This window comes from Filibacter tadaridae (assembly GCF_900609045.1).
GTDB lineage: Bacteria > Bacillota > Bacilli > Bacillales_A > Planococcaceae > Sporosarcina > Sporosarcina tadaridae.
Genome location: NZ_UXAV01000018.1, coordinates 1 through 25,691, shown reverse-complemented (window position 1 = coordinate 25,691; position 25,691 = coordinate 1). Strand labels below are relative to the sequence as shown.

The following is a 25,691-nucleotide window of genomic DNA, read 5'->3' as shown; positions in this document are numbered from 1 at the left end:
CCGCCATTCAATAAGCCTCTCTTCAAAAGAAAGTCGAAGAAAAAGCACCGCAGAAATGCCTGCAGTGCTACTCTATCTTCAATCTCTTAATTTAACCCTCTGCAATCGCAATGCATTCAGCACGACGGACACCGAACTAAATGCCATCGCGGCTCCAGCTACCCACGGTGCAAGAAGCCCTGCTGCAGCAATCGGAATACCAATGGAATTATAAGCGAGTGCCCAAAACAAGTTTTGTTTTATATTGTGTACAGTCACTCGGCTCATTTTAATCGTATCCGCAACGCCTAACAGATCGCCATGCATCAGCGTAACATCCGCCGCCTCCATTGCAACGGCCGTCCCCGTTCCCATTGCCATTCCGATATCAGCAACCGCGAGCGCAGGAGCGTCATTAATACCGTCACCAACCATAGCGACGCGTTTTCCTTGTGCTTGTAACGATGCGATGACTTCCGCTTTCTTATCAGGAAGGACCTCCGCTACTACATGCTCAATACCCGCGTCTTTCGCGATTGCCTCCGCGGTACGCTGTTGATCGCCAGTGAGCATAATGACATCTAGCCCAAGTGCATGAAGTTCCGCAACAGCTTGCTTCGATGTATCTTTCAACGTGTCTGCAACTGCAAGTGTTGCTACATGTGAACCGGAGACTGCCATATACATTACGGTTTTCCCGTCAATTTCAAGTTTTTTGGCATCTGAAATGGTAGCATCCAGAGTGATTTCATTGTTTGCAAGCAATTTTCGTGTGCCCATGAAAACTGTTGAAGCACCGATAACGCTTTTGATGCCATAACCGGGAATTGCTTCAAAATGCTTAACTACAGGCAACTCACTTACCAATTCCAATCCATAAACTGTAATTGCCTTAGCGACAGGATGTTCAGAATCACTTTCCGCCGCTGCTGCCATCGCTATCAATTGTTCACGTGGAGAACCGGTTACGACAAGGAAATCCGTTACTTCAGGTGTGCCTTTCGTAATTGTCCCGGTTTTATCCAACACAACTGTGTCTATAGCTTTCGTATTTTCCATCGCTTCCGCAGTTTTGAATAAAATACCTTGTTCCGCCGCACGCCCTGAACCTGCCATAATCGACGTCGGCGTTGCTAGTCCAAGGGCACATGGACAAGCGATAACAAGCACTGCAATTGTACTCGTCAATGCAACCGCGAATTCACCGGGTGCAACGACGAAATACCAAACAAGGAATGTAACAATCGCAATACCCACGACAATCGGTACGAATATACCTGAAATCCGATCTGCAAGCCGTTGAATCGGTGCCTTCGAGCCTTGTGCCTGTTCCACGACGCGGATAATATTTGAAAGTACCGTATCTTTTCCGACATTGCTAGCACGAACCCGTAAAGAACCATTTGCGTTAACAGTAGCTGCAAATACCGTATCACCTTCCGTTTTATCGACAGGTAAACTTTCACCTGTCAACATCGACTCATTCACAGCCGATGTACCTGAAATAACTTCCGCATCGACAGGAATGGAAGCGCCGGGACGAATAACGAGAATATTGCCGACTTCTACATCCGCTATCGGAATGTCTACCGCTACACCATCCCGCTCCAGAACGGCCATCGTCGGCTGCAAGCCCATCAACTTCTTAATCGCATCGGATGAATGTCCCTTAGCCCGTGCTTCGAATACTTTCCCGAGAAGGATAAGCGTAATCAGTACCGCACTCGTTTCGAAATAAAGACCGTGTGCAGAACCGCTCAATACGAGATAGACTGAATAGAAGTAGGCGGCAGATGTCCCGAGTGCCACAAGGACATCCATATTGGCGCTTTTATTGCGAAGTGAAAAATAAGCGCCTTTGTAAAACATCCGTCCAATTCCAAATTGAACCACAGTAGCAAGTGCCCATTGTACATACGAATTCATGAGAAAGTTTGGTACATACATCCACGACGTGAACGAGAAATGGGAAAACATCGTCCAAAGAAGTGGAAGGGAGAAAGCCGCAGAAATATAAAACAATCGCGTCTTTTTCCTGATTTCTACCTGTCTATGGTCTTCTTGGCCTTCGGGAATATCTCCTTTCAATTCAGCTTCATAACCTAAAGCTCTAATTTTTGAGATGAAATCTTTGGGTTGCAGAACAGATGGGTCAAATTCCACATTACCGGTTTCCAATGCAAGATTGACATTCGCCGAATGGACGCCTTCCATACGAGATAATCCTTTCTCGATTCGTGCGGAACAGGCGGCGCATGTCATGCCGGAGATTTGGAAATCGGCCTCCTCTTTAATGACGTCATAACCAAGTGAACGGATTTTTTCTTGGATGGCGGGAACGTCAATTTTTTCGTGATCAAAAGACACAATCGCTTTTTCTGTTGCGAAGTTGACAGTTGCAGAAGTTACCCCTTCCATTCGTTGTAATCCTTTTTCCACACGATTGGAACAGGCGGCACAGGTCATTCCCGTAATCGCGATGTCCATTTTCTTTTCATTCATGTAAATCAAGCCTCCTTACTTACCCTGTAGGGGTATAATGTAATCCGAAAAGAACTGCGGCTGCCCGCAGTCTGTATTTCTTATTGTTGTACGTCGTATCCTTGATCTTCAATCGTATCTGTAATTTGTGTCAAATTGACTGTGTCAGCTTGGTAGTCGATTTCTACACTGTTTGATTCGAGATTTACTTTCACATTCTCGACACCTTCAAGTGCACCGACGCTATTTTCAACTGCTTTTACGCAATGCCCGCAAGTCATTCCTGAAACGTTCAATGTTGTTTTTTCTGCCATTTTAATTTCCCCCTTATTTTTTCATTAATTTCGCCATTGTTACAAGCAATTCATCTAAAACTTCATCATCGCCTTCAGCGAGGCGGTCTTTGACGCAGCCTTTTAGATGACCATCCAACAGTACCTTTGCCACGCTATTTAGCGCAGATTGAGTCGCTGATAGCTGAGTAATAATATCATCACAATAGACATCTTTCTCAACCATTCCCTTAATGCCTCGAATTTGCCCTTCGATCCGGTTCAATCGGTGAACCAAATTCGTTTTAACGCTTTCGGGGTGGTGGCTTTTGCGACAGGGCTGTACCTGTATCTCTTCCGGAAACGCATCCATCTTCAAGTCTTTTGTCAATTCGCCGCCTCCTTTACTATAATCATCGTATGATACCTGCATGGGGTATGTCAATTAAATTGCTTATTCCAATAAAGGCGTATGGATCATTTACAAAAGAGCCATAATTGTAACAGAAATGAAAGATTTAAAAGTGGATAGGAGTGGTATACTATATGTACAAGCAAATGGAGTGAAATTCTGATTGAACGAAGAAACTTTACATGCACATAAACGTCATTACCTACTAGAAAGGTCGAGGTGGAAAAGATGGCAAGAGAAGTTGATTTGAAAAGGATCATTTCCAACTTGGCGAAGTTGGGTGTTTCGGCTACACTGACGAAATCCCGTCTGGAAATGCTGAAAGCCCTTGCGCCGCCTGCACAAGACCCGCAAATACAGTCATAATAAAAAAGCGTCTGCCCATTATTAATGGACAAACGCTTTTTTTGTTAGATAAGAAAGTATAAGTTTTTCAACCTGAGCAGTGTCTAGCTCCAGCGCCTAGCCCCTCGAGTCGCTTCAGGCCTTAAGTTAAAGGCAAAGAGCGCCTTTATCTTAAGGCCTTCCAGCGCTTTTCGGGTCTACCAAGGCGCTTGCGCTTTTCTTTTTATTCATCATCCGAACTGAACATATACGTCCTATGATGGAATTTCATACTGAACACCAGTCCGATTGCGAGCATATTCCCCATAAGCGAACTTCCGCCATAACTGATGAATGGTAGTGGGATCCCCGTAATTGGGAGAAGCTGAATTGTCATGCCAATGTTCTCGAAAACGTGGAACGTGAGCATCGCGATGATGCCGGCACAAAGATACGTACTAAATGGATCTTTCAATTCAAGCGTAATCTTCGTCAAATGATAGATAAGAAAGAAATACATACAAATAACTACACTAGTGCCGATGAAACCCCAATCTTCCCCAATTGTCGTGAAGATGAAATCCGTATGACTCTCAGCAACATACACTTCACGCCCTTTGTACCCTTTACCGAAGATTTCACCAGATCCAATCGCATTGAGCGCTGTGATGAGATGTCGGCCTTCATTAGACGAATACGAGTACGGATCAAGCCAAGAGTAGATACGTTCAAATTGATAGGCTTTAAAACCGAATTGTTTTTGAAGAAATTCCTGTGCATAAAGGGCCATCCATAGCAAAACGGCTCCAATCGATGCCCCCCCTGCAAATAGGGGGAGAATAATACGCCATGTAATCCCAGCAATGATAATGAAAGCCGCTGTAATGGCTATGAAAACAAGGCCTGTTCCGAGATCGGTTTGAAGCATGATGAATGTCCATGGAATCATGAAAACAACGAAAATTTTTCCTAGTAGGAGAAAGTCGGATTTCAAAGTCTTGTCAGCAAATTTCTCGTGATGCTGTGTGATCATACGTGCCATACCAATGATGAAAAATGTTTTCATGAATTCAGCTGGTTGGATACTTCCCACGCCGGGAAGATGGAACCAACTTTTCGCACCGTTTCTCTCCGCCACAAGAGCCATAGAGTCAGGAAGAAATTCCAAAAGAGCCAATAAAAATATCCCGCCTCCGTATATAATCCAAGCGGCTTTTTTGTATTGTTCGGGTTCCAGGTACATCGTTATGGCAATGATGATTGACCCGACAATATACCATTGAATTTGAGAGGGTACGAAATTCACTTTATATTGCCCAGTCGTTTGGGCTGAAGCGATTGCAAACAGGCTAATTAAGCAAAATAAAAGAAGGATGAATGCAAGTGTCCAGTCAAAACGTTCTGTGGGCTTACTTTTTATTTTCATATATTCACCTTTGTCTCAAAGTTTAATGATGTAATTGTGCATTCCCTAGTATAACGTAAATACAATACTTATGCATAGTCTCCTATTGGACGTATGTGTCTGTAACGAAGTTGCCCGGTCAAACACGGACGTGCTAGACTTGTAGGAAATTCAGGGATGATAATCCCGATCGAGAGGGATCAGTATTGTGGCATGGGTTTACTTAGTTATCGCAGGTATCTCGGAGATTGTGTGGGCGATTGGGTTGAAAGAGGCCCATGGTTTCACTATTCTAGTTCCGTCGACTGTGTCCATCGTTTTTATCGTCGTCAGCTTTTTTCTGTTCGCAAAAGCGATGGTGGAAATACCGATTGGTACGGCGTATGCAATTTTCACAGGCATTGGAGCGGCGGGGACAGCTATCGTCGGGATTCTTTTATTTGATGAGGGTGCAGGAGCCGGGAAGTTATTCTTTCTACTTTTATTACTTGTTGGTATTGTCGGCCTTAAACTTGCGGATGGAAAGGGGGAATCCGAATGATAGCGTGGATTATCTTGGTCATCGCAGGGGTTTTTGAAGTGGCGTTCGTTGTGACGATGAAATTGTCAGAAGGATTTCGAAACAAAAAATATACAGCACTTACTGTTTTGTCCGGGGGACTCAGTTTCTTTCTATTATCTGTCGCGCTACGAGATTTGCCTGTCGGTACAGGCTACGCTATTTGGACGGGAATCGGAGCGGCAGGCAGTGTACTGATTGGAATGTTTTTTTTTAATGAAAAGAGGAGTGCACTGAAGCTCTTATTTTTGACCTTCATTATTGCAGGTGTTGCAGGGTTGAAGTTTTTTGGATGATTAAATCTCGTAATTTATTCATGAAAGGCGCCTAGACATGGTAAACTGAAGTAACGAAAATGATTGGATTGCGAGGGGAAATGATGAGAAAACGGTTAGGTTTAATATATGGAGGTAAGTCGGCAGAACATGAGGTATCGTTATCAACTGCGCGTGCAGTAACGCAGGCTGTGAATTTTGATCAGTACGAGGTGATTCCGGTCTATATCACGTATGACGGAGAATGGCGAAAAGGGGAGGCGCTCGAAAAACCTGCGGAAACAATTGAAGAACTTCGCCTTGCAAAGGACGGAAGTAGACCTGACAGTATCCATGATTTTCTCAAAGGTGGAACAGCAGAGTTCGACGTTGTTTTCCCGCTTCTTCACGGGACGAATGGAGAAGACGGAACCGTACAAGGTCTATTTGAAGTGATGAATATTCCATATGTCGGAAATGGCGTGTTGGCATCATCAGCCGGGATGGATAAAGTAGTCATGAAGCAATTGTTTGCACAAGCGGGTCTGAAACAAGTTCCGTACGTCCACTTCATCCGAAGCGGTTGGGCGACCGAGAAAGAGCGATTAGTTGAACAGATGGAAAAAGAGCTCGGTTGGCCGGTGTTTGTGAAGCCGGCGAATTTAGGTTCCAGTGTTGGCATCAGTAAAGCGACGGATCGTGAAAGTTTAATCGAAGCTGTGGAAATGGCATTGAAATTCGACCGGAAAGTTATCGTCGAACAAGGTGTAGATGCACGTGAAATCGAAATGGGCGTTATGGGTAATGATGAACCTGCATGTTCAGTCGCGGGAGAGATAAAACCCGTAGCTGCATTCTACGATTATGAAGCGAAATACGCGGATGGTAATACAGCGCTCGTTATACCAGCTGAAGTAAATCAGCAAGTGTTGGATACGATGAAAGATACTGCGATACGTGCTTACAAAGTGCTCGATTGTTCCGGTCTTGTTCGCGCGGACTTCTTTGTTACAGCAGAAAATGAAGTTCTGATCAATGAAGTGAATACGATGCCGGGATTCACACCGACAAGCATGTTCCCATTGCTTTGGCAAAAAACAGGTGTGGCGTATCCCGAATTGATCGAAAAGCTAATTGGCCTTGCAATGGAACGTCATGAAGAAAAGCAAAGATTACAATATACGATGGATTGAGTGTGATTTAAAGTGAAACGACAGTTGACGGAAATCGCTGCATGGCTACAAACGGATGGGCAAAATATGGTTGGAGTGATTGCGAACGGTGTTTCAATCGATTCACGTACTATTTCTAAAGGGAATCTTTTCATTCCGTTCAGGGGCGAACAAGTAAACGGTCATAAATATGTGGAGAAAGCAATCGAACAAGGAGCGGCAGCAGCATTGTGGCTTAAGGACGAACCGAATCCACCGGCACATCTCCCGCTCATCTTTGTAGATGATGCTGAAGTTGCCCTCCAAGAAATGGCGCGTACTTACCGTGATATGCTGGATTGTAAAGTGGTCGGCATCACAGGTTCAAACGGTAAAACATCTACAAAAGACTTAGTAGCAAGCGTTTTGTCTCCTTATTTCAACGTTCAAAAAACGGAGGGGAACTTCAATAATGAGCTTGGCCTTCCATTGACGATATTATCGCTTGAAGAAGAAACGGAATTTGCGATTTTGGAAATGGGGATGAGCGGATTCGGCGAAATCTCTTTTTTGTCAACACTGGCGAAACCTGATTATGTTGTCATCACGAATATCGGAGAAGCACATATGCAGGACCTTGGCTCACGGGCTGGAATTGCGAAAGCGAAATTCGAAATTATCGATGGACTACAAAAGGGCGGAAAGTTATTTTTCGATGCTGATGAACCGTATTTACTTGAGCTTGTTGGACAACATACGGATGTTGAAGCTATTTCATTCGGCTATTCAAAAAATGCCGCTTTATCATTAAAAGAAATAGAATCCGGTGATGAAGGCAGTCATTTTAATGTGGCTGGATTGCTTAATGGAGAATTCACAATTCCTGTTTACGGGGCGCATCAAGTGAAAAATGCACTTGCAGCCATCCTTATTGCACATGAAGTATCCGTAACTGATGGAGATATTCGTTCTGCACTTTTGAATGCATCACTAACAGATATGCGTATGCAACCGGTTATCGCGGATAACCAAGCATTATTCATAAACGACGCTTACAATGCGGCACCTACATCAATGCGAGCGGCGCTCGAATTTATGGAAGAAACGGCACTTCGGGATGAAAAGTGGGTCGTTCTAGGCGACATGCTTGAATTAGGCGCTGAAGAACGCCGTTACCATGAAGAGCTCGCAAAACAGCTTGTCCAAATGAAGTTAAAAGGGATCCTCCTTTTCGGGCCGCGTATGAAATGGCTCTTTGAAAAGCTGGAAAAAGAAGGCGTCGGTGCGCGACTTACCTGGTCTGAAAAAGAATACGACCCAATTATTGAAGAAATTAATAAATATACGGATAAGAACTCGATTATTCTATTAAAAGGTTCAAGGGGAATGGCGCTTGAACGCATCCTCCAAGGACTTTAATACAAGGCATGAAGCAAGAAGTCGACCGTGTTAGCACGGTCGATTTTTCAATGGATGATACAATGATGACGATAATGGTTTTGACTTTCCGCTAAAATAAACATACCTGCGTTACAAATTGGCCCACACACCACTCCTCGCAACGCCTGCGTTCATAAGCGTCTTGTCGTTCATCTTTGTCGGGTTTCTCTATAAAGCCCTCGGTTCCCAGAAAAAGACGTTCATAAGATGGGACGTTTAGAAGCATCATATCTGTTATAGCGATGATAGCGATACTTTGATCTAAAAAGTATTAGCGTTCATGCAACAGGAGGTGTATTAAACAGGAAATCATAAACGCGCCAAGACGTAATCAAATGAAACAAATCGTACTAAAAATTACCATGAGTAAACTGATTATTGGTATTTAAGCGGATTGATTGCAGAGGGTTCAAACACATGCTACACTGTAATGAGCATTGGATACATTTCACGGGGCTCTTCAATCAATGAAGAGTACTTTTTTTTGAATTAAACGGTTTGATCATATAGAACAGGCATTTGTCTGTTGACCGAACCGCTCGGCAAAGACCGGGCTTTCCTTTTCAACCATAACCTCTATTTATACAGAGAATGAAAAATATCGGAAACGTTCCCTTTATAGGCTCGAATTTGCCGCGCTTTCATTTGCAAATGTAACCAATTGTCAAATGAGTAAGAAGGAGATTGAGAATTTTGACAAACTTTTCAGAACTGAATATTAGTGAATCAACACAACGTGCTTTAGCTAAAATGGGGTTTGAAGAAGCAACACCCATCCAAGAAGGTACGATTACAATGGGAATGGCCGGACGCGACATTATCGGTCAAGCACAGACAGGTACAGGTAAAACTGCAGCGTTTGGTGTTCCAATCATTGAAAAAATAGATACACGTAATCCTGCAGTACAAGCATTGGTTATTGCACCGACACGTGAATTGGCAATCCAAGTTTCCGAAGAACTATCAAGAATCGGTGCTGACAAACGTTCACGCATTCTTTCTGTATACGGTGGACAAGAAATCGGCCGTCAAATCCGCGCATTGCGCAATAATCCGCAAATCGTCGTTGGAACACCAGGACGTATTCTTGACCATATTAAACGTAAGACATTGAAGCTTGACGGTGTTCAAACGCTTGTACTAGACGAAGCGGATGAAATGTTGAACATGGGCTTCATCGAAGATATCAATACAATTCTTGCAAGTGTACCTGATGAGCGTCAAACGCTTCTATTCTCAGCTACAATGCCTGGACCAATCCGCAAAATTGCGGAAACATTCATGAAAAACCCTGAAGTAGTTAAGATCAAGTCAAAAGAAATGACTGTCGAAAATATCGATCAGTTCTACGTGAAAGCGCAAGAGCGCGAAAAATTTGATATTCTTTCTCGTTTGTTGAATGTTCAACAACCGGAACTTGCAATTATTTTCGGCCGTACTAAACGCCGTGTAGACGAACTTTCACAAGCACTTAGTATCCGCGGATACCTTGCAGAGGGAATTCATGGCGACTTGACGCAAGCAAAACGTATGTCAGTCCTTAAACAGTTTAAGTCTAACAAAATTGATGTTCTTGTTGCAACAGACGTTGCTGCACGTGGTCTTGATATTTCTGGCGTTACACATGTATACAACTTCGATATCCCACAAGACCCTGAAAGCTATGTTCACCGTATCGGCCGTACAGGTCGTGCAGGAAAAAGCGGAGTCGCGATTACATTTGTAACTCCACGGGAAATGGGTTATCTTCGCATTGTTGAAGAAACGACTAAAAAGCAAATGACTGCTATGCGTCCACCTTCATCAGACGAAGCGCTTGTTGGTCAACAACGTCTTGCTGTTGAACAATTAGTTGAAATCGTTGAGAAAAAAGAATTGACGGATTACGCTCAACTTGCAAACGAGCTACTTGAAAAACATGATGCGACTGATTTAGTTGCTGCAGCTATTAGATCATTAACACGCGAACCGAATGACATGCCTGTTACTATTTCTGAAGAACGTCCTTTACCGGCACGTAGAGGCGGACAAGGTGGCGGCGGTTACAAAGGTAACAGAAGCGGTGGTCGTTCAACTAGCGGCGGCGGTCGTGGATATGGCGGCGGTTCACGTCGTAGCGGTGGTGGAAGCCGTGATGGCGGAAGCAGAAGTGGAAGTCGTGATGGTGGAAGCAGAGGCAATAGCCGTTCACGCAACACAAACAGAACAGATTCATAACTGACTGTTAAAAATGGTCGAGAAGCGTATAATGCGCATCTCGGCTATTTTTTTATTTTGAATGAGAATACGGTTTCTTTACCACTGCACTATCAAATACTGTGTATGTGTATGGTTTTTCAGGCAAAACATGAAAAGTTGAAACATTTCACTCCCTCAATCGTATAGAATGGATAGAAAGAGGTGGATATATGAGAGCTCAACCCGTAAATCAGATTTCAGAAAAGGGACTTAGAGTTTGGAGATTATATGGTATCATGCAAACTATTGTCATTTTGCTGTTGGCGATAGGTAGTGGAGTATTGGTATACATATTTGAATGGCCAGGGTGGCTATATGCAATCGCTGCCGTAGTTGTCGTATTCTTTGCGTACTTTTTGATCTATTTATTCCCGAAAGTCAGATGGACACGGTGGCGCTATGAAGTACGGGAATCTGAAATTGAATTGCAACATGGCATATTCATTGTAAAGCGGACGTTGATCCCGATGGTACGTGTTCAACATGTGGATACGTCACAAGGACCCATTCTACGAAAATATGATCTTGCAGAAATCACCATTTCAACTGCGGCGACAAATCATACGATTCCGGCACTGTTGACGGAAGAAGCAGATGGACTAAGGGGTAGGATTTCTGTGCTCGCAAGGGTGGCGGAAGATGATGTCTGAAACACGTTATAAATTGCATTGGATTACTGCGGTTATCCAAGTACTTAAAACAGTAAAAGAGATGATTTTACCGCTCCTTGTCATCGTTTTTGCAAATGGATTGAATAGCTCGAGTTCAGGTGTATGGTATTTGGATTATTTGTCGTTCATAATTTTCGGCGCATTTATTATTGTATTCGCGATTACAGGCATCATTAAGTGGAAGCGATTCGAATATTGGTTTGAAGACGATGAGCTGCGAATCGAATATGGATTATTCGTTAAGAAGAAGCGATATATTCCGTTTGACCGAATTCAAAGTCTGGACTACACGGAAGGTATTTTGCATCGTCCACTCAAATTAGTCAAAGTAAAAGTGGAAACTGCGGGCAGTTCCTCTTTGAAGAAGTCGGAGGCGGAACTGACTGCAATTACAAAAGAGGCCGCCCAAATAATCGAACATGAAATCGCGGCGGCGAAAATGACGAAGAAAGCAGTATCTTTGGAAGAAGGTACAGTAGTTGAAGGAATTGAAGCAGAAGAGCAATCTCAGGTCAAATCCATTTTCACAATGTCGGTGAAAGATTTGCTTATTCTAGCTACAACTTCAGGCGGGATTGGCATTATTCTCTCCGGTGCGGGGATATTCTTATCGCAATTTGCGGAAATGATTCCATTTGAATGGATGTATGAAGAAGTTTCCGGGTTCATCAAGTTCGGCTTGCTTTTTGTTGCGATTGCGGTGTTCTTTGGTTTCTTCGTTGTCTGGTTGCTATCGGTCGGCATGACGTTCCTGTCTTATTACGGTTTTTCTGTTTCGTTGGACCAACAGGATATTGTGATTACGCGCGGTTTACTTGAAAAAAAGAGAATGACAGTACCACTAAACAGAGTGCAAAGTATCCGGGTTATTGAAAATCCGTTCCGACAAATTTTCGGTTATGCGGCAGTTGCGATTGACAGTGCGGGCGGGGGAGGGGCAGAAGGTGCCAAGATTAATTTATTTCCTTTGGTTAGGAAAAAAGATATCAATGGGCCTTTGAAAGAAATATTTCCGGATCTTATCCTTGTTGAGCCGACTCGGAAACTCCCTGCAAGAAGCAGGCGGTTCTACTATCGTATAGACTTTTTATGGATGGTTCCTGCAATCGGTGCGATGGCGTATTTCTTTTTCCCGTATGGGTTATTATCACTACTCATCGTACCTGTTATTATCTTTTATGGACTCTGGCAACATCGTTCGGGAGCATACGAACTATCGGGCAATCAATTAACGTTGCGCTTTAGAGGATTTAGTTTGCAAACTGCCTTTCTGATGAGAAAAAGGATTCAGTCAATGGAAGTGAAGCAGAATTATTTCCACAAACGACGACAAGTTGCATCAGTAACTGCTGCTATCAAATCGGGAATCGGCACTTTTCGAGCACAAGTACTCCATATGGAAGAGGCGGAGGCGGAACGTATTTTATCGTGGTACGAACCAAAGACGGAAAAAAAAGGACGGCAGGAATAACCTGCTGTCCTATCTTTTTTTCCAGTTTGCAATTCGTTTCGGGTGGAAGTAGCTAAGTCCAACCAGAAAACCGAAAATAAGCCCTGCGATATGTGCGGTAGCATTAATGCCTGGTTGAACAAATGTCATCACAACACTGACAAGGATAATAGGTAAGATGATTTGTCTCAACTGAGGGAGGATGCGCTTCGTGTAATGAACAAGTGCGCCAAACGCTCCCAGAATTCCAAAAATGGCACCGCTTGCCCCGACGCTTGCATAGTCAGGACCATGTAAAAAGAATGTTGCAAGATTCCCGAAAACACCCGATAGTAAGTAAATGGTTAAAAACCTTGCTTTACCCGCAATTTTTTCAAGTTCGGGTCCGAAAATGAAAAGGGAAAACATGTTAAACAAAATATGCATAAGACCACCATGCAAAAACATTGGCGTGATCAACCGCCACCATTCCCCGTCGGAAATGAGGTAATTGACGCCCATTCCAGCGTAAAGCACTGTATCTCCTATTCCTGGAATAATCGTAATCAGAAACACTAGGATGTTAACAGTCAGGAAGAAGGCTACAACTGGATAGAGTCGGATGTATTGTGAAAAGTTTTCAGTACGGCTGAACATATAGTCACCTCAATCTAAGAACCATTATACCGTTCAACTAGATAGGTTGGAAAGGAGAATGTCAAATGATTAGTGGAATTGGACTGGATATAGTAGAACTTGACCGAATCGCCAAACTGAATTCCGATTCTTCTGCATTCAGGCAACGCATCCTTACGCAGAAAGAACTGTTTCTATTCGAATCATTGAAAGGACATCGCCAAACTGAGTTCCTGGCGGGGCGTTTTGCAGTAAAGGAAGCGTATTCAAAGGCGAACGGAACAGGAATCGGATCTGAATGTAATCTTACAGATATTGAGGTCTTACCGGACGAGTTTGGTAAACCGGTCCTTTATTTCAAAGGCGAATTGGCAAATGGATTTGTTTCCATTACACATTCCAAAACTGTGGCAGCTGCACAAGTTATCCTACTCGCTTAAAACGTCCGCATATTTGTCCTCCAGTCCTCATAAGATGACCTACCCGATTGAAATGAGAAAGGATGAACTGTATGCGTAGCCGGATATTAGCTCTCTTGTTAGTTGTAGTCGCGGTACTCCTCGCGGCATGTGGTGCACAATCGAAAGAGGATGTTATGAAGAAGCTGAGTGGGAAATGGAATGACACGAAAGGGTACGAACTACAAGCCACGATGGAGATAAAGACTGGTGCGGAGCCTCGTTTGTACGATGTCACAGTGTGGCATACGAAACCCGATTTTTATCGTGTTAATGTTACACAGGAAGGAAATGATGAATCTCAAATGATTGTACGTAATGACGAAGGAGTTTTCGTTGTTACACCTTCACTTGGCAAGACTTACAAGTTCCAGAGTGATTGGCCGGAACAAAATAGCCAGGCGTATTTGATTGGTGCGTTATCCGATGACATTAAAGCGGATAAAAATGCAACCATGACAGAAGAAGATAAAACATATGTTTTTGAAACGGCAACAAGAAACAATCACAAGAAAGTACTCCCGACTCAAGAGATCCACATTGACAAAAAGTCTTTATTGCCAAAGTATGTATCCGTTCTGGATGAAAATAAAGAAGAAAAGATTCGAGTTACATTTGAAAAGATTACACTCGGTAAGGAACACAAAGCGTCAGATTATGCTGTGGAGATAGATGCTAGCGATACGAGTAAAGAAGAAGATGCGAAAGCGGAAGATGAGAAAACTGGATTTATAACGCATTACCCAACAGTCAAATTAGAAGACGTTACACTCCTTGACGAAGTGAATATTGGAGAGGGCGTTGAAAGACGTTCAATCATGACTTTTGGCGGTCAAAAGGAATTCACGATTGTGCAGGAAGTCGCGACTAAACCAGAAAACAAAATGCCGGTATCTATTGAGGGTGATCCAGTAGATCTAGGATTTACGGTAGCGGCTATGACAGAAAAATCCCTTCGTTGGGATAGCAATGGCGTCTCGTTCTTCATCGCATCTGATTCATTGACGCAGGATGAAATGATTACAGTTGCAACGTCAATGAAGGCCGAGGAAAGTAAATAATAGTAGTTGACGATGAGAAGTAAGAGGATTGATAATAGAGGGACTACACTATAAATGAGGGAAGCGCCGTGGAGAACTCTGTTTTTTATCAACCGACCAAAGCAATTGTTAATCTAGAAGCGATTCGTACGAATATCAACAGTTTACGCAACTATTTGGCGCTTGAAACAAAAATAATTGCAGTTGTCAAAGCGGATGGCTATGGAAACGGAGAGGTTGAAGTAGCCAGAACCGCATTAGAAGCGGGTGTGGAAATGATTTCGGTTGCAACACCTGATGAGGCAGTACGGCTCCGGAGGGCGGGTATAAGCGGGGACATTCTCGTCATGGGGCCGTCTCCTATCAGTTTTGCAAAAGAAGCAGCCGCAAGCGGGATAACAATTGCAGTTTCGAATGTGGAATGGCTACAAAATGTAGAGGATGCTTGTAAGGATTTACAAAAACAATTGAAAATCCATGTTAAAATTGATACTGGAATGGGTAGAATTGGACTAAGGGACGAAGAAGCACTTCAGTCACTAGTGACATTTGTTAATAAATCAAAGCATGTCGTGATAGACGGAGTTTTCACACACTTTGCATGTGCGGACGAAGAGAATTCGCAAAGAACTGAGGAACAGTTTGCGTTATTCATGAAACTGGTAGATACAATGCCTGAAAAACCACGTCTTGTTCATGCTGCAAATAGTGCGGCTGCTCTTCTTTATCCCGATTTTGCACTTGATGCTGTTCGCTTCGGAATCGCATTATATGGCATTGCCCCTTCTGAATATGTAGGCGGACGAATACCGTTGCGTCTCGAAAGGTCTTTCTCTCTAGTCAGTGAATTGACTTATGTAAAACGGTTATCGTCAGGCAATCGAATTAGTTATGGCGGCACTTATGAAACGACGGAAGAAGAATGGATAGGCACGATTCCTATTGGTTACGCGGATGGATTACGACGTAGTTTGAGGGGCCAGGAAGTACTGATTGCTGGAGAACGAATACCGATTGTAGGTACAATCTGCATGGATCAGTGCATGGTTAGATTGCCGAGGGAAATGCCGATAGGTGAAAATGTCACATTGATTGGTCGTCAAGGTGATGAAGAAATCACCATGGAAGAGTGGGCAACACGTCTCGGCACGATTCCGTATGAAATTGCTGTTTCCATTTCGAAGCGAGTACCGAGGTTTTTCAAAGGAATTAGTGGACAGCCAGAATAATAAATCTTCTTTCGACAAAAAACCATCTCATTTTGTAGAACCCTGTCAATTAACTTCTCTATATGTCTTTTCATTGTTGAATATCAATGATAAGATAGACTTGTATTGAAATGAGGGAACGGGTTTGTCGGAGGTGTTGACGTTGCGAATGAATAAAAACATAAGAGAAGTCATAGTTAAGATCCCGAAACGAATGCTGAATGAAAATGAACATACGGTCGTCCATCAAGAGCCTGACCGTGGAGATTTTGTATATATTTCGACAAAACGATACGTAACTGATTATGAATCGGAAACAATAAGAGAAGCGATGATGACAGGTTATGTTGAAATGTCGCAAATTAACCTCAATATCTCTGCGGAATGCTTGCATGTGGAATATGAAGCCCAGCATACGGTGGAACGTCTCGTAAGCGGAGGATGAAAAATTGGCAATAAAACGTGGAGACGTCTTTTTTGCAGACCTATCGCCTGTCGTTGGTTCTGAACAGGGAGGAACTCGACCTGTTCTGGTCATCCAAAACGATATTGGCAATCGGTTCAGCCCGACAGTTATTATTGCGGCAATCACTGCCCAAATTCAAAAAGCGAAGTTACCGACACATGTTGAAATTGATGCGGAACGGTATGGATTCGAGCGGGATTCGGTCATCCTGCTCGAGCAAGTCCGCACGATTGACAAGTCTAGACTTACTGATAAGATTACGCATCTAGACGAATTTTTGATGGAACAGGTCGACGAAGCTCTAGAAGTGAGTTTTGGCCTCGTCAAATTCTAAACATACATATAAAAAGGACACCATGAGACATTTCTCATGGTGTTTTTTCAATCGTGCGACAAAAAAAGTGTTTTACAAGGTGTTTTTAGTTACAATAGAAATATGAGTATTTTTCACATTAAAAGGAGGCTTATTGGAGCGGTTATGAATAAGCAGATGATAAAGTGTATAAATGAGAATATGGACGAGATTATAGAAAAATGGCAAGCGATGATGAAGAACGAGAAAGGTGAACGGTTCTTCCACTTCATGCCTGAAAATCTTGTTGAAAAAACAAGTAGAGAATTTGCAGAACTAATGACTACAAATATTGCAGAAAATAACATAATTAATGCTGAAAAGCTAACTGATTTTGCCAGTAAAGTCGTTCGCTTCGGCTGGTCCATCAAATTTGTAAATAAAGCGATTGATAATTTCTCGAATATCACTTTTGACTTATTGGAAGAAAAAGAGATTATTCACCACGATAATGTGCGCCTGTTTCACGGAACGTTCGCGAATTGGATTTCGCCGCTTCGTGAAACCATTATCGAAGCCTATTCTGTTGAGTGGGAACGTACGGTGAATTTGCAAAAAATTGCTTTACAAGAACTTTCCGCATCACTTATTCCAGTTTTTGAAAAGATCTCAGTCATGCCGCTTGTGGGAACAATCGACACGGAACGAGCTAAATTGATTATGGAAAATTTACTTGAAGGCGTTGTGAAACAACGTGCGGAAGTTGTGCTACTGGATATTACAGGTGTTCCGGTTGTAGATACGATGGTTGCACATCATATTATACAGGCGGCAGATGCGGTGCGACTCGTCGGATCGAAATGTATGCTTGTAGGAATCCGCCCAGAAATCGCGCAAACAATTGTTGCGTTAGGTATTAATCTTCAGGACTTCACAACAACTAGTACATTACAAAAAGGTATGAAGGAAGCATTGGAGCTGACAAACCGAACAATAGTGGAGGTTAAGTAATGATGAACATGCGAATTCCAATTTTAAAACTGAACGACACACTAATCGTATCTATTCAATGGGAGCTTGACGACAAAACAGCTCTTCAATTTCAAGAAGACCTGTTGAATAAAATGCACGAAACGACGGCGAGGGGCATTGTCATCGATTTGACACCCATCGATTTTATCGATTCTTTCATTGCTAAAGTGCTGGGTGATGTAATTAGTATGTCAGGTTTGATGGGAGCGAAGGTCGTAATTACAGGAATCCAACCTGCCGTTGCAATTACCCTTATTGAGCTTGGTATTCGTCTGGAAGACGTACTAACGGCATTAGATCTTGAAAACGGATTGGATAAACTTCAAAAAGAGTTGGAGGCCTAAGTATGGAGTACCGGTCTTTTGTAGATATATACACGGAATGGGACATTGTCGCTGCACGGCAACTTGGCCGGAATGAAGCAAAAAACTCCGGATTTGGAACAGTCGACCAAGCGCGTATTACGACGGCAATTAGCGAGTTAGCCCGTAATATATACTTATATGCCGGAAAGGGCAGACTAGAAATCGAACGTCTTTCTGAAAATGGGTTGCATGGAATAAGGATTATTGCTTCTGACGAAGGTCCGGGAATCCAGGATATGCGTAAAGTGATGGAAGACGGCTATTCAACTTCGGGCGGTCTTGGAGCGGGAATGCCTGGTGTAAAAAGGTTGATGGATGGGTTCAAGGTAGATACGGAACCTGGTGTTGGAACGACAATCACAGCTACGAAATGGTTGCGATAAGGTAGGAAGGGTTGATGTAGATGCCACTGGAAGTTGGAAAGCAATATAAGGAACTATTGAAACAATATATTGATAGCCAAAGTGAAGAGGACCTCTATCTAGGACAACAAATTAGCAGGAAGTTCATTGAGAAGGAGATTCCCCCTGAGGATGTCATCAGCATCCATAAAAATGCACTTACGGATGTATTTCCGGAAATGCAGGATCAGGTCGCGCATTCATTTGACTTTTTGATAGAAATGATGATTCATTATGGACTTGCGCTTAGAGAGCATCAAAGTCTTATTCAGAAACAAGAAGAAATGCAAATGGAAATGGTTTTAGCGACGAAGGTACAGAGTACATTGTTGAAAACGAAAATTCCGGATTTTAAAGGGCTGGATATTGGTTTCTTAACGGAGCCTGCAAAGCAAATGAGTGGCGATTATATATACTTTTTGAATGATAATCGCAACGAAGCTTGCGTTGCAGTTGCCGATGTGATTGGTAAAGGGATACCGGCGGCGCTGTGTATGTCGATGATTAAGTTCGGGATGGATAGTTTGCAAAATGAGAACACAAATCCCTATCATGTTCTTGATGTTATTAACCGGATTGTTGAAAAAAGTGTCGATGATTCGATGTTTATTTCCATGTTCTACGGAAAATACAATGCGGACGATTCGAGTTTTTCTTACGCTTCAGCTGGTCATGAACCTGCACTTCTATACAAAGCATCCCTTGGAGACTTTATAGAGCTGGATGCAAAGGGACTTCTTCTAGGTGTGCAACAAGATGTCGTATATGAGGAAAAGTCTGTCGTGCTGGAGGCTGGAGACTTTATCGCGATGATGACCGATGGCGTAACGGAAATCAGAACAGAAACAGGATTCATAAATGAGGAAAAGATAAAATCACTGCTTATGGAAGTAAAAGATGAATCCGCTCAGTCGATAGCGGATACGGTATTTAGTAAGTTGAATCAGTTACAGAACTATGAATTAAGAGATGATTTCACACTTGTCATATTTAAAAAAGAGATTGAAAAGGTTTAAATCTCGTAGTAAAGGGTAAATTGCTAGTATGTCTTTTTAAAAATAGAGAAACTCGGGGTGGAAAAATGAATTTGCAAATAGAATTGTTGGAAGAGAATAGTGTTCAGCGTTTTAAAATAGTTGGTGAAATAGACGCATTTACTGCTCCGTTATTAAAAGAACGGCTCGCTAAATCAGAAGATGTTGAGGGAATGCAAATAGAATTGGATTTGTCGGAAGTCGGATATATGGATAGTACAGGCCTTGGCGTTTTTGTCGGATTTTATAAAGCTGTGAAAGCAAAGGGTGGACACGTGAAAATTGTTGGCGTGAATGCACGTTTGAAACGTCTTTTCGAAATAACAGGACTTGGCGAAGTTATGGATATTGAAGTGGAAGAAAGTGGGGACCATGATGCAACCGTATGATTATATTGAAATAAGGGTTCCTGCCAAAGCACAGTACATCGGGGTTGCCCGTCTTACGATTTCGGGACTTGCGAGTCGTCTAGGCTTTACATACGATGAAATCGAAGATCTGAAAATTGCTTCCAGTGAAGCGATTACGAACGCAGTTCAGCACGCCTATAAAGATGATGAAGAAGGCGAAGTCGTAGTAGGTTGCGCTCTTTATGAAGAAAAATTAGAGATTATGGTCGCGGACCGCGGCAAGAGTTTTAATTTCGAAGAAACGAAGAAACTTGTTGGCCCGTATAACGAAAAGGAAGAAGTACAGTTTTTGCGGGAGGGTGGCCTTGGTCTTTACCTAATGGAAACACTCATGGATGACGTGAAAGTGCATCATGAGGAGGGTGTCACAGTCTTTATGACCAAGTATCTCGGCGGAGAGCGGGGGGATGAGGATGTCGAACGAACAATCTCCTCGTGAATCCGGAACAAAAGAACAGGTTCTCATCTGGATTCAACAATATCAAGAAACAAATGACGATGAAGCACAAACCAATCTTGTTTTGCATTATGAACGCCTTGTACAATCGATTGCACGTAAATACTCAAATGGGAAGCCGCATCACGAAGATATTGCTCAAGTAGGTATGCTTGGACTTCTAGGTGCAATACGTCGCTATAACCCTGAATTCGGACGTAGTTTCGAAGCGTTTGCGGTTCCGACAATTATCGGGGAAATCAAAAGATTTTTGCGTGACAAAACATGGGCTGTCCATGTACCGCGTCGTATTAAAGAACTCGGACCTAAAATCAAGATGGCAGTCGAGACACTAACGACTGAAATGCAACGCTCACCTCTTGTCGGTGAAATCGCTGAATACTTGGACGTGGACGAAGAATTGATTCTCGAAACAATGGAAATGGGTAGAAGTTATCATGCACTTTCAATGGATCATGCACTCGAGGCTGATTCCGAGGGTGGCACAATGACGCTGTTCGATATTATCGGAGAAGCTGATGAGGGCTATGAAAGAACAGATCAGCGTATGTTAGTCGCGAATGCACTTGACGTGCTATCTGAACGTGAAAAACAAATTATCCAGTATACATATATTGAACAGTTAAGCCAGAAAGAGGCTGGGGAACGTATTGGAATTTCACAAATGCATGTTTCAAGGCTTCAACGTAAAGCGATTAAAAAATTACAAGAAGCCATTTTGGCGGCTGGTGGTGCAACCTAATGGAATCTATACTGAATGATCATGTTGAAGCATACGTCTTTCAAGAAGCTAAGTACGGAAACCGGGAATCGGGAGATGTCTACTATACTCGTTCCGAGGAAGATTATTTTTTATTCGCAATCGCAGACGGATTAGGCAATGGTCCGATTGCCCGCCAATCTGCTCAAATCATACCTAAAGTACTGGATGAACATCATCACGAAACAATTGACGAGTTACTCAGCCGCTGCAATGAGTATATGGTGCAAAAACGCGGTGCCGCAGTAGCGATTGTAAAAGTGTATTATAACAAGAAAACAATCCAATATAGTTGTGTAGGTAATGTTCGTTTTTATATGTTACAAGATCGTAGCAAGATGATCTATCCACTCCCTGTTATGGGCTACTTGTCCGGCAGACCTCAAAAGATGAAAACGCAGGAATACGGGTACCAAAAGGGCGATTTATTCCTCCTTCATTCAGATGGTGTGGTAGTGCGAAGTCCGAAAGCTGCAATGAAAGAAAGTGGAGGACCTTATGATTTATATCGAAATGTATTGCAGTCAATCGAACATGGCGATGACGCAACCTTTATAGCGGGAAGCCTTCTTCTGTAAATAGGAAGTGGGCTTTTTGCGTTTTACTGCTTGGGGCTAAACGGCAACTTTCACTTTTCTATGTGGTAAAATGATGGTATTGATGAAAGGGTGGTTTTATTGACTAAGTATATTGTTGAGGCAACGGCTGGTAGAGCGACAGTTAGCGTAAATCAGACTGAGAAGGTTATTGCCCTTTTAGATCAGGGGAATACTGTCCCTTTTATAGCGCGGTATCGTAAAGAGGAAACCGGTTCGTTGGATGAAGTACAAATCAAAGCCATTGAAGATGCTTACGGTTATGTAAAAGGGCTTGAACAGCGTAAGGAAGAAGTGTTGCGCCTTATTGACGAACAAGGAAAACTTGACGACGAACTTAAAAAGTCTATTGAAAGTGCAACTGTACTACAACGTCTAGAAGATTTATACAGACCTTATAAACAGAAAAGACGGACGCGGGCAATGATTGCAATCGAAGGTGGACTTGAACCACTAGCGAATCAGTTGTTGGAATTCCCAGAGACAGCGATTGAAGAACTTGCTAAACCTTTTGTTAATGAAGAAGTTGGTTTGATGACGGTTGAGGATGTATTAGCAGGAGCACGTGACATCGTAGCTGAGCGCTTTGCAGATGACGCTACAATCAGGGAAAATATCCGGAAACTTACATGGTCAAACGGAATGATTGTCTCTACTATTCGAAAAGGAGCAGAAGATGAACGTAAAGTCTTCGAAAATTACTATGAATATGAAGAGCCTTTGAAAAAGATTGTACCTCACCGTGTACTTGCACTAAACCGTGGTGAAAAAGAAGAAGTACTGCGTATCGGAGTTTCCTTCCCGGTGGACCGGATCATTGGGGGCCTTGAACGTGAATTGATCAGCAAACCGCATCTGTCCTCTGCAGCACAAATAAAAGAAGCGATTGAAGATGCTTTCAAAAGGTTGATAGCACCTTCGATTGAAAGAGAAGTCCGAACGGCGTTAACAGAAAAAGCGGAAGAACAGGCGATTCATGTGTTCTCTGAAAACTTGAAGAGTCTTCTGTTGCAGCCCCCTTTGAAAGGTAGAGTAGTATTAGGACTTGACCCAGCTTTTCGGACAGGTTGTAAATTGGCGGTAGTAGATGAAACGGGGAAATTACTTGAGATTGCCGTGATTTATCCACATCAGCCAAGACCTGAAGTTGAAAAGTCTAAACGCATCATTTTAGACATATTAAAAAAATACTCAGTTACGATAATCGCAATTGGAAATGGAACAGCTTCGCGTGAATCGGAACTTTTCGTTGCCAACTGCTTAAAAGAGGCGGAACCGGGAGTTTCCTATGTAATCGTCAACGAAGCAGGGGCGAGTGTCTATTCGGCTTCATCCCAAGCGCGAGAAGAGTTTCCGGACCTTCAAGTCGAACAACGTAGTGCCGTATCGATAGCTAGGCGGTTGCAGGATCCGTTGTCGGAGTTGGTTAAAATAGATCCCGGTTCTGTCGGAGTCGGACAATATCAACATGACGTGGCGAAAAAAAGATTATCTGAATCTCTATCTTTCGTTGTTGAAACTGCGGTTAACCGTGTTGGAGTCAATGTTAATACAGCATCTTCGTCACTCCTTCAATATGTTGCCGGATTATCTAAAACCGTAGCAGAAAACATCGTGAAGTCTAGAGAAGAAAATGGACTTTATACGAAACGGTTACAATTGAAGAAAGTGCCCCGTCTTGGCGCAAAGACATATGAACAAGCAATCGGCTTTCTTCGCGTGCCTGAAGCAGTGGATCCATTTGACGCGACAGGTATTCACCCTGAAAGTTACGCGCTAGCGGAGCAAATATTAAAAGAAGCTGGAACAACTAAGAAGTCGCTTGGTAAGAAAGAAACAGCAGAAGCCTTATCGACGCTGGACAGTAAAATGTTGGCGGAAAGGCTTAATGTCGGTGAAGTTACACTTAAAGATATTATAGAAACTTTGCAAAGACCCAACCGAGATCCGCGCGATGACTTTCCACAACCATTATTGAAAGCTGATGTGCTTGACATGAAAGACCTCTACCAAGGACTTGAAATGCAAGGGACTGTGCGCAATGTCGTTGATTTCGGTGCATTTATCGATATCGGCGTACATGAGGACGGACTTGTTCATATTTCGAAATTGAAAAAAGGATTTGTTAAACATCCTTTAGATGTCGTCTCATCGGGAGATATCGTTACAGTTTGGGTGGATAGTGTGGATAAGGCGAAAGGAAGGATTTCGTTAACAATGCTTCCTCCATCCGCAAACTAAAAACCTGCCTCAGAGGTGATTAAGTAATGACAGATCAAGACCTACAACAACTGATTGAGAATATTTCTATGGATGTATTTGGAAAGCCTTTCATATATAAAGCTCGATTCAATGGAAGGCTACGAACAACAGGTGGTCGCTATATGCTTTCGGATCACTCAATTGAAATCAATCCACTTGTCTCTCAAATCCATGGTATGGATGAATTGATTGGAGTCATTAAGCACGAACTATGTCATTACCTCCTTCATATAGAAGGAAAGGGCTACCGCCATCGTGATGCAGACTTTAAAACGTTACTCAAAGAGACATGCTCGCCAAGATTCTGTAACCCGCTCGGCAAACAAAATCAAAAGCCGTCTATCTATCACCTATATCAATGCACATCTTGCGAATTACAGTACAAGCGTAAAAGAAGAATGGATGTCCGGAAATACAGATGCGGTAAATGCAAAGGGACAATTATGGACATGCAATCTATGGAGTAATAACGAAAAGCGTTAGGTCACTTATGGGTTTCCTAACGCTTTTTTAATACCTTTTTAAAATTAAATGATAAAAAGTGTTGACGAAACGATTAGACCTGTCTATAATAGAAAAAGTCGGTTAGGAAATAACTAAACAGCTTCGAAAAGCTAGCGGTTATCTGAAGCGACATAATTGAATTAACGGCCCCTTGGTCAAGCGGTTAAGACACCGCCCTTTCACGGCGGTATCACGGGTTCGAATCCCGTAGGGGTCACCATTATAATTAAGTTAGTATAGCAGGAGTTAATAAGTGCCATACTAACAACAATGTGTTTGCATCCATTATTAATGGGGTATAGCCAAGCGGTAAGGCAACGGACTTTGACTCCGTCATCGTTGGTTCGAATCCAGCTACCCCAGCCAAACTTTTAGAATGCTAAAGCATTCGAAAAGTTTTGCGACATGCGCGAAGCGCTTGGAGCAAAGGAAGGGTATCCCGGTTCTAAGATTTCGCGGATTACTTCTTCTATATAATAGAGAGCCATTAGCTCAGTTGGTAGAGCATCTGACTTTTAATCAGAGGGTCGCAGGTTCGAATCCTGCATGGCTCACCATTTATTACTTTGAAAATAAGTTATTGACAAATTAATATAAAGGTGTATAATAAAGCTTGTCGCTATAACAATGCGGTAGTGGCGGAATGGCAGACGCGCTAGGTTGAGGGCCTAGTGGGGGTTAACCCCGTGGAGGTTCAAGTCCTCTTTACCGCACCATTACATTTCCTCTTATAAATAAAGAGGCAATTGATAGAAATTCAAACTTATAATGCGGGTGTAGTTTAGTGGTAAAACCTCAGCCTTCCAAGCTGATGATGAGGGTTCGATTCCCTTCACCCGCTCCATACCATTTAGATGATTATCATCTGAAAATAGTTTCGAAATAGTTGTTGACACTAAAACAACTAAATGTTATACTGATAAAGCTCTCGTTAAGACAACGAAAGTAAATGAACCTTGAAAACTGAACAGCAAAACGTCAATGAAACACAGCGAGAGTGTTAAGTGTGCTCGAGCAAAACATTTCTGAGTAACCGACTTACGTCGGAGCAAAGAGATAAAAATTGTCATTAACGAAGGATTGAAATATATTCTTTTAATTAATGCCAGCAAGAAATGAGCTACTCATTTTCTTCTATTATGGAGAGTTTGATCC

General features: G+C 42.7%; 28 protein-coding genes and 5 tRNA genes. 28 read left to right on the top strand and 5 right to left on the bottom strand.

What is annotated here, in order from left to right:
* Positions 1–78: 78 nt before the first annotated feature.
* From FILTAD_RS02165 to FILTAD_RS02155, 3 genes are all read right to left on the bottom strand, one after another.
* Positions 79–2,481, bottom strand: a complete 2,403-nt coding sequence (locus FILTAD_RS02165; protein WP_124068866.1) for a heavy metal translocating P-type ATPase — start codon at positions 2,479–2,481, stop codon at positions 79–81.
* 80 nt (positions 2,482–2,561) lie between these two features.
* Positions 2,562–2,774: a copper chaperone CopZ gene (gene copZ, locus FILTAD_RS02160; RefSeq protein WP_124068865.1), complete on the bottom strand. Its 213-nt coding sequence runs from the start codon at positions 2,772–2,774 to the stop codon at positions 2,562–2,564.
* 13 nt (positions 2,775–2,787) lie between these two features.
* Positions 2,788–3,105 carry a metal-sensitive transcriptional regulator gene (locus tag FILTAD_RS02155; RefSeq protein ID WP_124068925.1) on the bottom strand — a complete coding sequence of 106 codons (318 nt, stop codon included), beginning with the start codon at positions 3,103–3,105 and terminating at the stop codon, positions 2,788–2,790.
* A 267-nt stretch (positions 3,106–3,372) separates the two neighbouring features.
* On the opposite strand from FILTAD_RS02155, the gene FILTAD_RS15915 reads away from it, so the two are divergent.
* Positions 3,373–3,510 (top strand): Lmo0850 family protein, encoded by a 138-nt coding sequence (locus tag FILTAD_RS15915; RefSeq protein WP_203229623.1) that lies wholly within the window; start codon positions 3,373–3,375, stop codon positions 3,508–3,510.
* A gap of 202 nt (positions 3,511–3,712) precedes the next feature.
* Here the strand turns inward: FILTAD_RS15915 and FILTAD_RS02150 are convergent, their stop codons facing one another.
* Positions 3,713–4,894: an FtsW/RodA/SpoVE family cell cycle protein gene (locus FILTAD_RS02150; protein WP_124068864.1), complete on the bottom strand. Its 1,182-nt coding sequence runs from the start codon at positions 4,892–4,894 to the stop codon at positions 3,713–3,715.
* A gap of 187 nt (positions 4,895–5,081) precedes the next feature.
* On the opposite strand from FILTAD_RS02150, the gene FILTAD_RS02145 reads away from it, so the two are divergent.
* From FILTAD_RS02145 to FILTAD_RS02115, 7 genes are all read left to right on the top strand, one after another.
* Positions 5,082–5,414 (top strand): DMT family transporter, encoded by a 333-nt coding sequence (locus tag FILTAD_RS02145; protein ID WP_124068863.1) that lies wholly within the window; start codon positions 5,082–5,084, stop codon positions 5,412–5,414.
* On the top strand, positions 5,414–5,728 hold the full coding sequence (locus FILTAD_RS02140; RefSeq protein WP_124068924.1) for a DMT family transporter: 315 nt from the start codon (positions 5,414–5,416) through the stop codon (positions 5,726–5,728). The genes FILTAD_RS02145 and FILTAD_RS02140 overlap by 1 nt, the downstream gene beginning before the upstream one ends.
* Before the next feature lie 83 nt (positions 5,729–5,811).
* Positions 5,812–6,879: a D-alanine--D-alanine ligase gene (locus FILTAD_RS02135; RefSeq protein WP_124068862.1), complete on the top strand. Its 1,068-nt coding sequence runs from the start codon at positions 5,812–5,814 to the stop codon at positions 6,877–6,879.
* Positions 6,880–6,891: 12 nt separating this feature from the next.
* Positions 6,892–8,256 carry a UDP-N-acetylmuramoyl-tripeptide--D-alanyl-D-alanine ligase gene (locus FILTAD_RS02130; RefSeq protein WP_124068861.1) on the top strand — a complete coding sequence of 455 codons (1,365 nt, stop codon included), beginning with the start codon at positions 6,892–6,894 and terminating at the stop codon, positions 8,254–8,256.
* Between the two features lie 714 nt (positions 8,257–8,970).
* A complete protein-coding gene (gene cshA / locus FILTAD_RS02125; RefSeq protein WP_124068860.1) occupies positions 8,971–10,494 on the top strand; it encodes a degradosome RNA helicase CshA in 1,524 nt (507 codons plus the stop codon).
* A 191-nt stretch (positions 10,495–10,685) separates the two neighbouring features.
* On the top strand, positions 10,686–11,165 hold the full coding sequence (locus tag FILTAD_RS02120) for a PH domain-containing protein (protein ID WP_124068859.1): 480 nt from the start codon (positions 10,686–10,688) through the stop codon (positions 11,163–11,165).
* Positions 11,155–12,657: a PH domain-containing protein gene (locus FILTAD_RS02115; protein ID WP_238988119.1), complete on the top strand. Its 1,503-nt coding sequence runs from the start codon at positions 11,155–11,157 to the stop codon at positions 12,655–12,657. The genes FILTAD_RS02120 and FILTAD_RS02115 overlap by 11 nt, the downstream gene beginning before the upstream one ends.
* A 9-nt stretch (positions 12,658–12,666) precedes the next feature.
* Here FILTAD_RS02115 and FILTAD_RS02110 read toward each other — a convergent pair whose 3' ends face one another.
* Positions 12,667–13,272 (bottom strand): rhomboid family intramembrane serine protease, encoded by a 606-nt coding sequence (locus FILTAD_RS02110; protein WP_124068857.1) that lies wholly within the window; start codon positions 13,270–13,272, stop codon positions 12,667–12,669.
* A gap of 65 nt (positions 13,273–13,337) precedes the next feature.
* On the opposite strand from FILTAD_RS02110, the gene acpS reads away from it, so the two are divergent.
* The 20 genes from acpS (at position 13,338) to FILTAD_RS02010 (ending at position 25,380) form a co-directional block, all read left to right on the top strand.
* Positions 13,338–13,691, top strand: a complete 354-nt coding sequence (acpS, locus tag FILTAD_RS02105) for a holo-ACP synthase (RefSeq protein ID WP_124068856.1) — start codon at positions 13,338–13,340, stop codon at positions 13,689–13,691.
* Positions 13,692–13,762: 71 nt separating this feature from the next.
* Complete coding sequence (locus FILTAD_RS02100; protein WP_124068855.1) at positions 13,763–14,770, top strand: LolA family protein; 1,008 nt, start codon at positions 13,763–13,765, stop codon at positions 14,768–14,770.
* 68 nt (positions 14,771–14,838) lie between these two features.
* Positions 14,839–15,978, top strand: coding sequence for an alanine racemase (gene alr / locus FILTAD_RS02095; protein WP_124068854.1), 1,140 nt, complete (start codon positions 14,839–14,841; stop codon positions 15,976–15,978).
* 148 nt (positions 15,979–16,126) lie between these two features.
* On the top strand, positions 16,127–16,402 hold the full coding sequence (locus tag FILTAD_RS02090) for a transcriptional regulator (RefSeq protein ID WP_203229628.1): 276 nt from the start codon (positions 16,127–16,129) through the stop codon (positions 16,400–16,402).
* Positions 16,403–16,406: 4 nt separating this feature from the next.
* Positions 16,407–16,757 (top strand): type II toxin-antitoxin system PemK/MazF family toxin, encoded by a 351-nt coding sequence (locus tag FILTAD_RS02085; RefSeq protein WP_124068852.1) that lies wholly within the window; start codon positions 16,407–16,409, stop codon positions 16,755–16,757.
* Positions 16,758–16,901: 144 nt separating this feature from the next.
* Positions 16,902–17,726, top strand: coding sequence for an STAS domain-containing protein (locus FILTAD_RS02080; protein ID WP_124068851.1), 825 nt, complete (start codon positions 16,902–16,904; stop codon positions 17,724–17,726).
* A 2-nt stretch (positions 17,727–17,728) separates the two neighbouring features.
* Positions 17,729–18,091, top strand: a complete 363-nt coding sequence (locus FILTAD_RS02075) for an STAS domain-containing protein (protein WP_124068923.1) — start codon at positions 17,729–17,731, stop codon at positions 18,089–18,091.
* 2 nt (positions 18,092–18,093) lie between these two features.
* Complete coding sequence (locus FILTAD_RS02070) at positions 18,094–18,495, top strand: anti-sigma regulatory factor (RefSeq protein WP_124068850.1); 402 nt, start codon at positions 18,094–18,096, stop codon at positions 18,493–18,495.
* Positions 18,496–18,515: 20 nt separating this feature from the next.
* The gene (locus FILTAD_RS02065; protein WP_124068849.1) at positions 18,516–19,529 is read left to right on the top strand and encodes a PP2C family protein-serine/threonine phosphatase; all 1,014 of its coding nucleotides are present in this window, start codon (positions 18,516–18,518) and stop codon (positions 19,527–19,529) included.
* 65 nt (positions 19,530–19,594) lie between these two features.
* Positions 19,595–19,936 carry an STAS domain-containing protein gene (locus tag FILTAD_RS02060; RefSeq protein WP_124068848.1) on the top strand — a complete coding sequence of 114 codons (342 nt, stop codon included), beginning with the start codon at positions 19,595–19,597 and terminating at the stop codon, positions 19,934–19,936.
* Positions 19,923–20,396: an anti-sigma B factor RsbW gene (gene rsbW / locus FILTAD_RS02055; protein ID WP_124068847.1), complete on the top strand. Its 474-nt coding sequence runs from the start codon at positions 19,923–19,925 to the stop codon at positions 20,394–20,396. Before FILTAD_RS02060 ends, rsbW begins: the two co-directional genes overlap by 14 nt.
* Positions 20,371–21,156: an RNA polymerase sigma factor SigB gene (sigB, locus tag FILTAD_RS02050; RefSeq protein WP_124068846.1), complete on the top strand. Its 786-nt coding sequence runs from the start codon at positions 20,371–20,373 to the stop codon at positions 21,154–21,156. The genes rsbW and sigB overlap by 26 nt, the downstream gene beginning before the upstream one ends.
* Complete coding sequence (locus FILTAD_RS02045) at positions 21,156–21,752, top strand: PP2C family serine/threonine-protein phosphatase (RefSeq protein WP_124068845.1); 597 nt, start codon at positions 21,156–21,158, stop codon at positions 21,750–21,752. The genes sigB and FILTAD_RS02045 overlap by 1 nt, the downstream gene beginning before the upstream one ends.
* 99 nt (positions 21,753–21,851) lie before the next feature.
* Positions 21,852–24,011, top strand: coding sequence for a Tex family protein (locus FILTAD_RS02040; protein WP_124068844.1), 2,160 nt, complete (start codon positions 21,852–21,854; stop codon positions 24,009–24,011).
* Positions 24,012–24,037: 26 nt separating this feature from the next.
* Positions 24,038–24,499, top strand: a complete 462-nt coding sequence (locus tag FILTAD_RS02035; RefSeq protein WP_124068843.1) for a SprT family protein — start codon at positions 24,038–24,040, stop codon at positions 24,497–24,499.
* Positions 24,500–24,681: 182 nt separating this feature from the next.
* A tRNA-Glu gene (locus FILTAD_RS02030) sits at positions 24,682–24,756 on the top strand.
* Positions 24,757–24,828: 72 nt separating this feature from the next.
* Positions 24,829–24,902 (top strand) — tRNA-Gln (locus FILTAD_RS02025).
* Between the two features lie 115 nt (positions 24,903–25,017).
* Positions 25,018–25,093, top strand: a tRNA-Lys gene (locus FILTAD_RS02020).
* Between the two features lie 72 nt (positions 25,094–25,165).
* Positions 25,166–25,252 (top strand) — tRNA-Leu (locus tag FILTAD_RS02015).
* Between the two features lie 54 nt (positions 25,253–25,306).
* Positions 25,307–25,380, top strand: a tRNA-Gly gene (locus FILTAD_RS02010).
* Positions 25,381–25,691 lie beyond the last annotated feature (311 nt).

Bases quoted from the DNA above. Each gene is read 5' to 3' on its own strand.
- acpS (WP_124068856.1), top strand. From the start codon at position 13,338: ATGATTAGTGGAATTGGACTGGATATAGTAGAACTTGACCGAATCGCC.
- FILTAD_RS02065 (WP_124068849.1), top strand. From the start codon at position 18,516: ATGCCACTGGAAGTTGGAAAGCAATATAAGGAACTATTGAAACAATAT.
- sigB (WP_124068846.1), top strand. From the start codon at position 20,371: ATGTCGAACGAACAATCTCCTCGTGAATCCGGAACAAAAGAACAGGTT.
- FILTAD_RS02155 (WP_124068925.1), bottom strand. From the start codon at position 3,105: ATGGATGCGTTTCCGGAAGAGATACAGGTACAGCCCTGTCGCAAAAGC.
- FILTAD_RS02045 (WP_124068845.1), top strand. From the start codon at position 21,156: ATGGAATCTATACTGAATGATCATGTTGAAGCATACGTCTTTCAAGAA.
- FILTAD_RS02115 (WP_238988119.1), top strand. From the start codon at position 11,155: ATGATGTCTGAAACACGTTATAAATTGCATTGGATTACTGCGGTTATC.
- rsbW (WP_124068847.1), top strand. From the start codon at position 19,923: ATGCAACCGTATGATTATATTGAAATAAGGGTTCCTGCCAAAGCACAG.
- FILTAD_RS02150 (WP_124068864.1), bottom strand. From the start codon at position 4,894: ATGAAAATAAAAAGTAAGCCCACAGAACGTTTTGACTGGACACTTGCA.
- FILTAD_RS02165 (WP_124068866.1), bottom strand. From the start codon at position 2,481: ATGAATGAAAAGAAAATGGACATCGCGATTACGGGAATGACCTGTGCC.
- FILTAD_RS02110 (WP_124068857.1), bottom strand. From the start codon at position 13,272: ATGTTCAGCCGTACTGAAAACTTTTCACAATACATCCGACTCTATCCA.
- FILTAD_RS02070 (WP_124068850.1), top strand. From the start codon at position 18,094: ATGGAGTACCGGTCTTTTGTAGATATATACACGGAATGGGACATTGTC.
- FILTAD_RS02075 (WP_124068923.1), top strand. From the start codon at position 17,729: ATGAACATGCGAATTCCAATTTTAAAACTGAACGACACACTAATCGTA.
- FILTAD_RS02090 (WP_203229628.1), top strand. From the start codon at position 16,127: ATGAATAAAAACATAAGAGAAGTCATAGTTAAGATCCCGAAACGAATG.
- copZ (WP_124068865.1), bottom strand. From the start codon at position 2,774: ATGGCAGAAAAAACAACATTGAACGTTTCAGGAATGACTTGCGGGCAT.
- FILTAD_RS02035 (WP_124068843.1), top strand. From the start codon at position 24,038: ATGACAGATCAAGACCTACAACAACTGATTGAGAATATTTCTATGGAT.
- FILTAD_RS02100 (WP_124068855.1), top strand. From the start codon at position 13,763: ATGCGTAGCCGGATATTAGCTCTCTTGTTAGTTGTAGTCGCGGTACTC.
- FILTAD_RS15915 (WP_203229623.1), top strand. From the start codon at position 3,373: ATGGCAAGAGAAGTTGATTTGAAAAGGATCATTTCCAACTTGGCGAAG.
- FILTAD_RS02060 (WP_124068848.1), top strand. From the start codon at position 19,595: ATGAATTTGCAAATAGAATTGTTGGAAGAGAATAGTGTTCAGCGTTTT.
- FILTAD_RS02080 (WP_124068851.1), top strand. From the start codon at position 16,902: ATGAATAAGCAGATGATAAAGTGTATAAATGAGAATATGGACGAGATT.
- FILTAD_RS02120 (WP_124068859.1), top strand. From the start codon at position 10,686: ATGAGAGCTCAACCCGTAAATCAGATTTCAGAAAAGGGACTTAGAGTT.
- FILTAD_RS02135 (WP_124068862.1), top strand. From the start codon at position 5,812: ATGAGAAAACGGTTAGGTTTAATATATGGAGGTAAGTCGGCAGAACAT.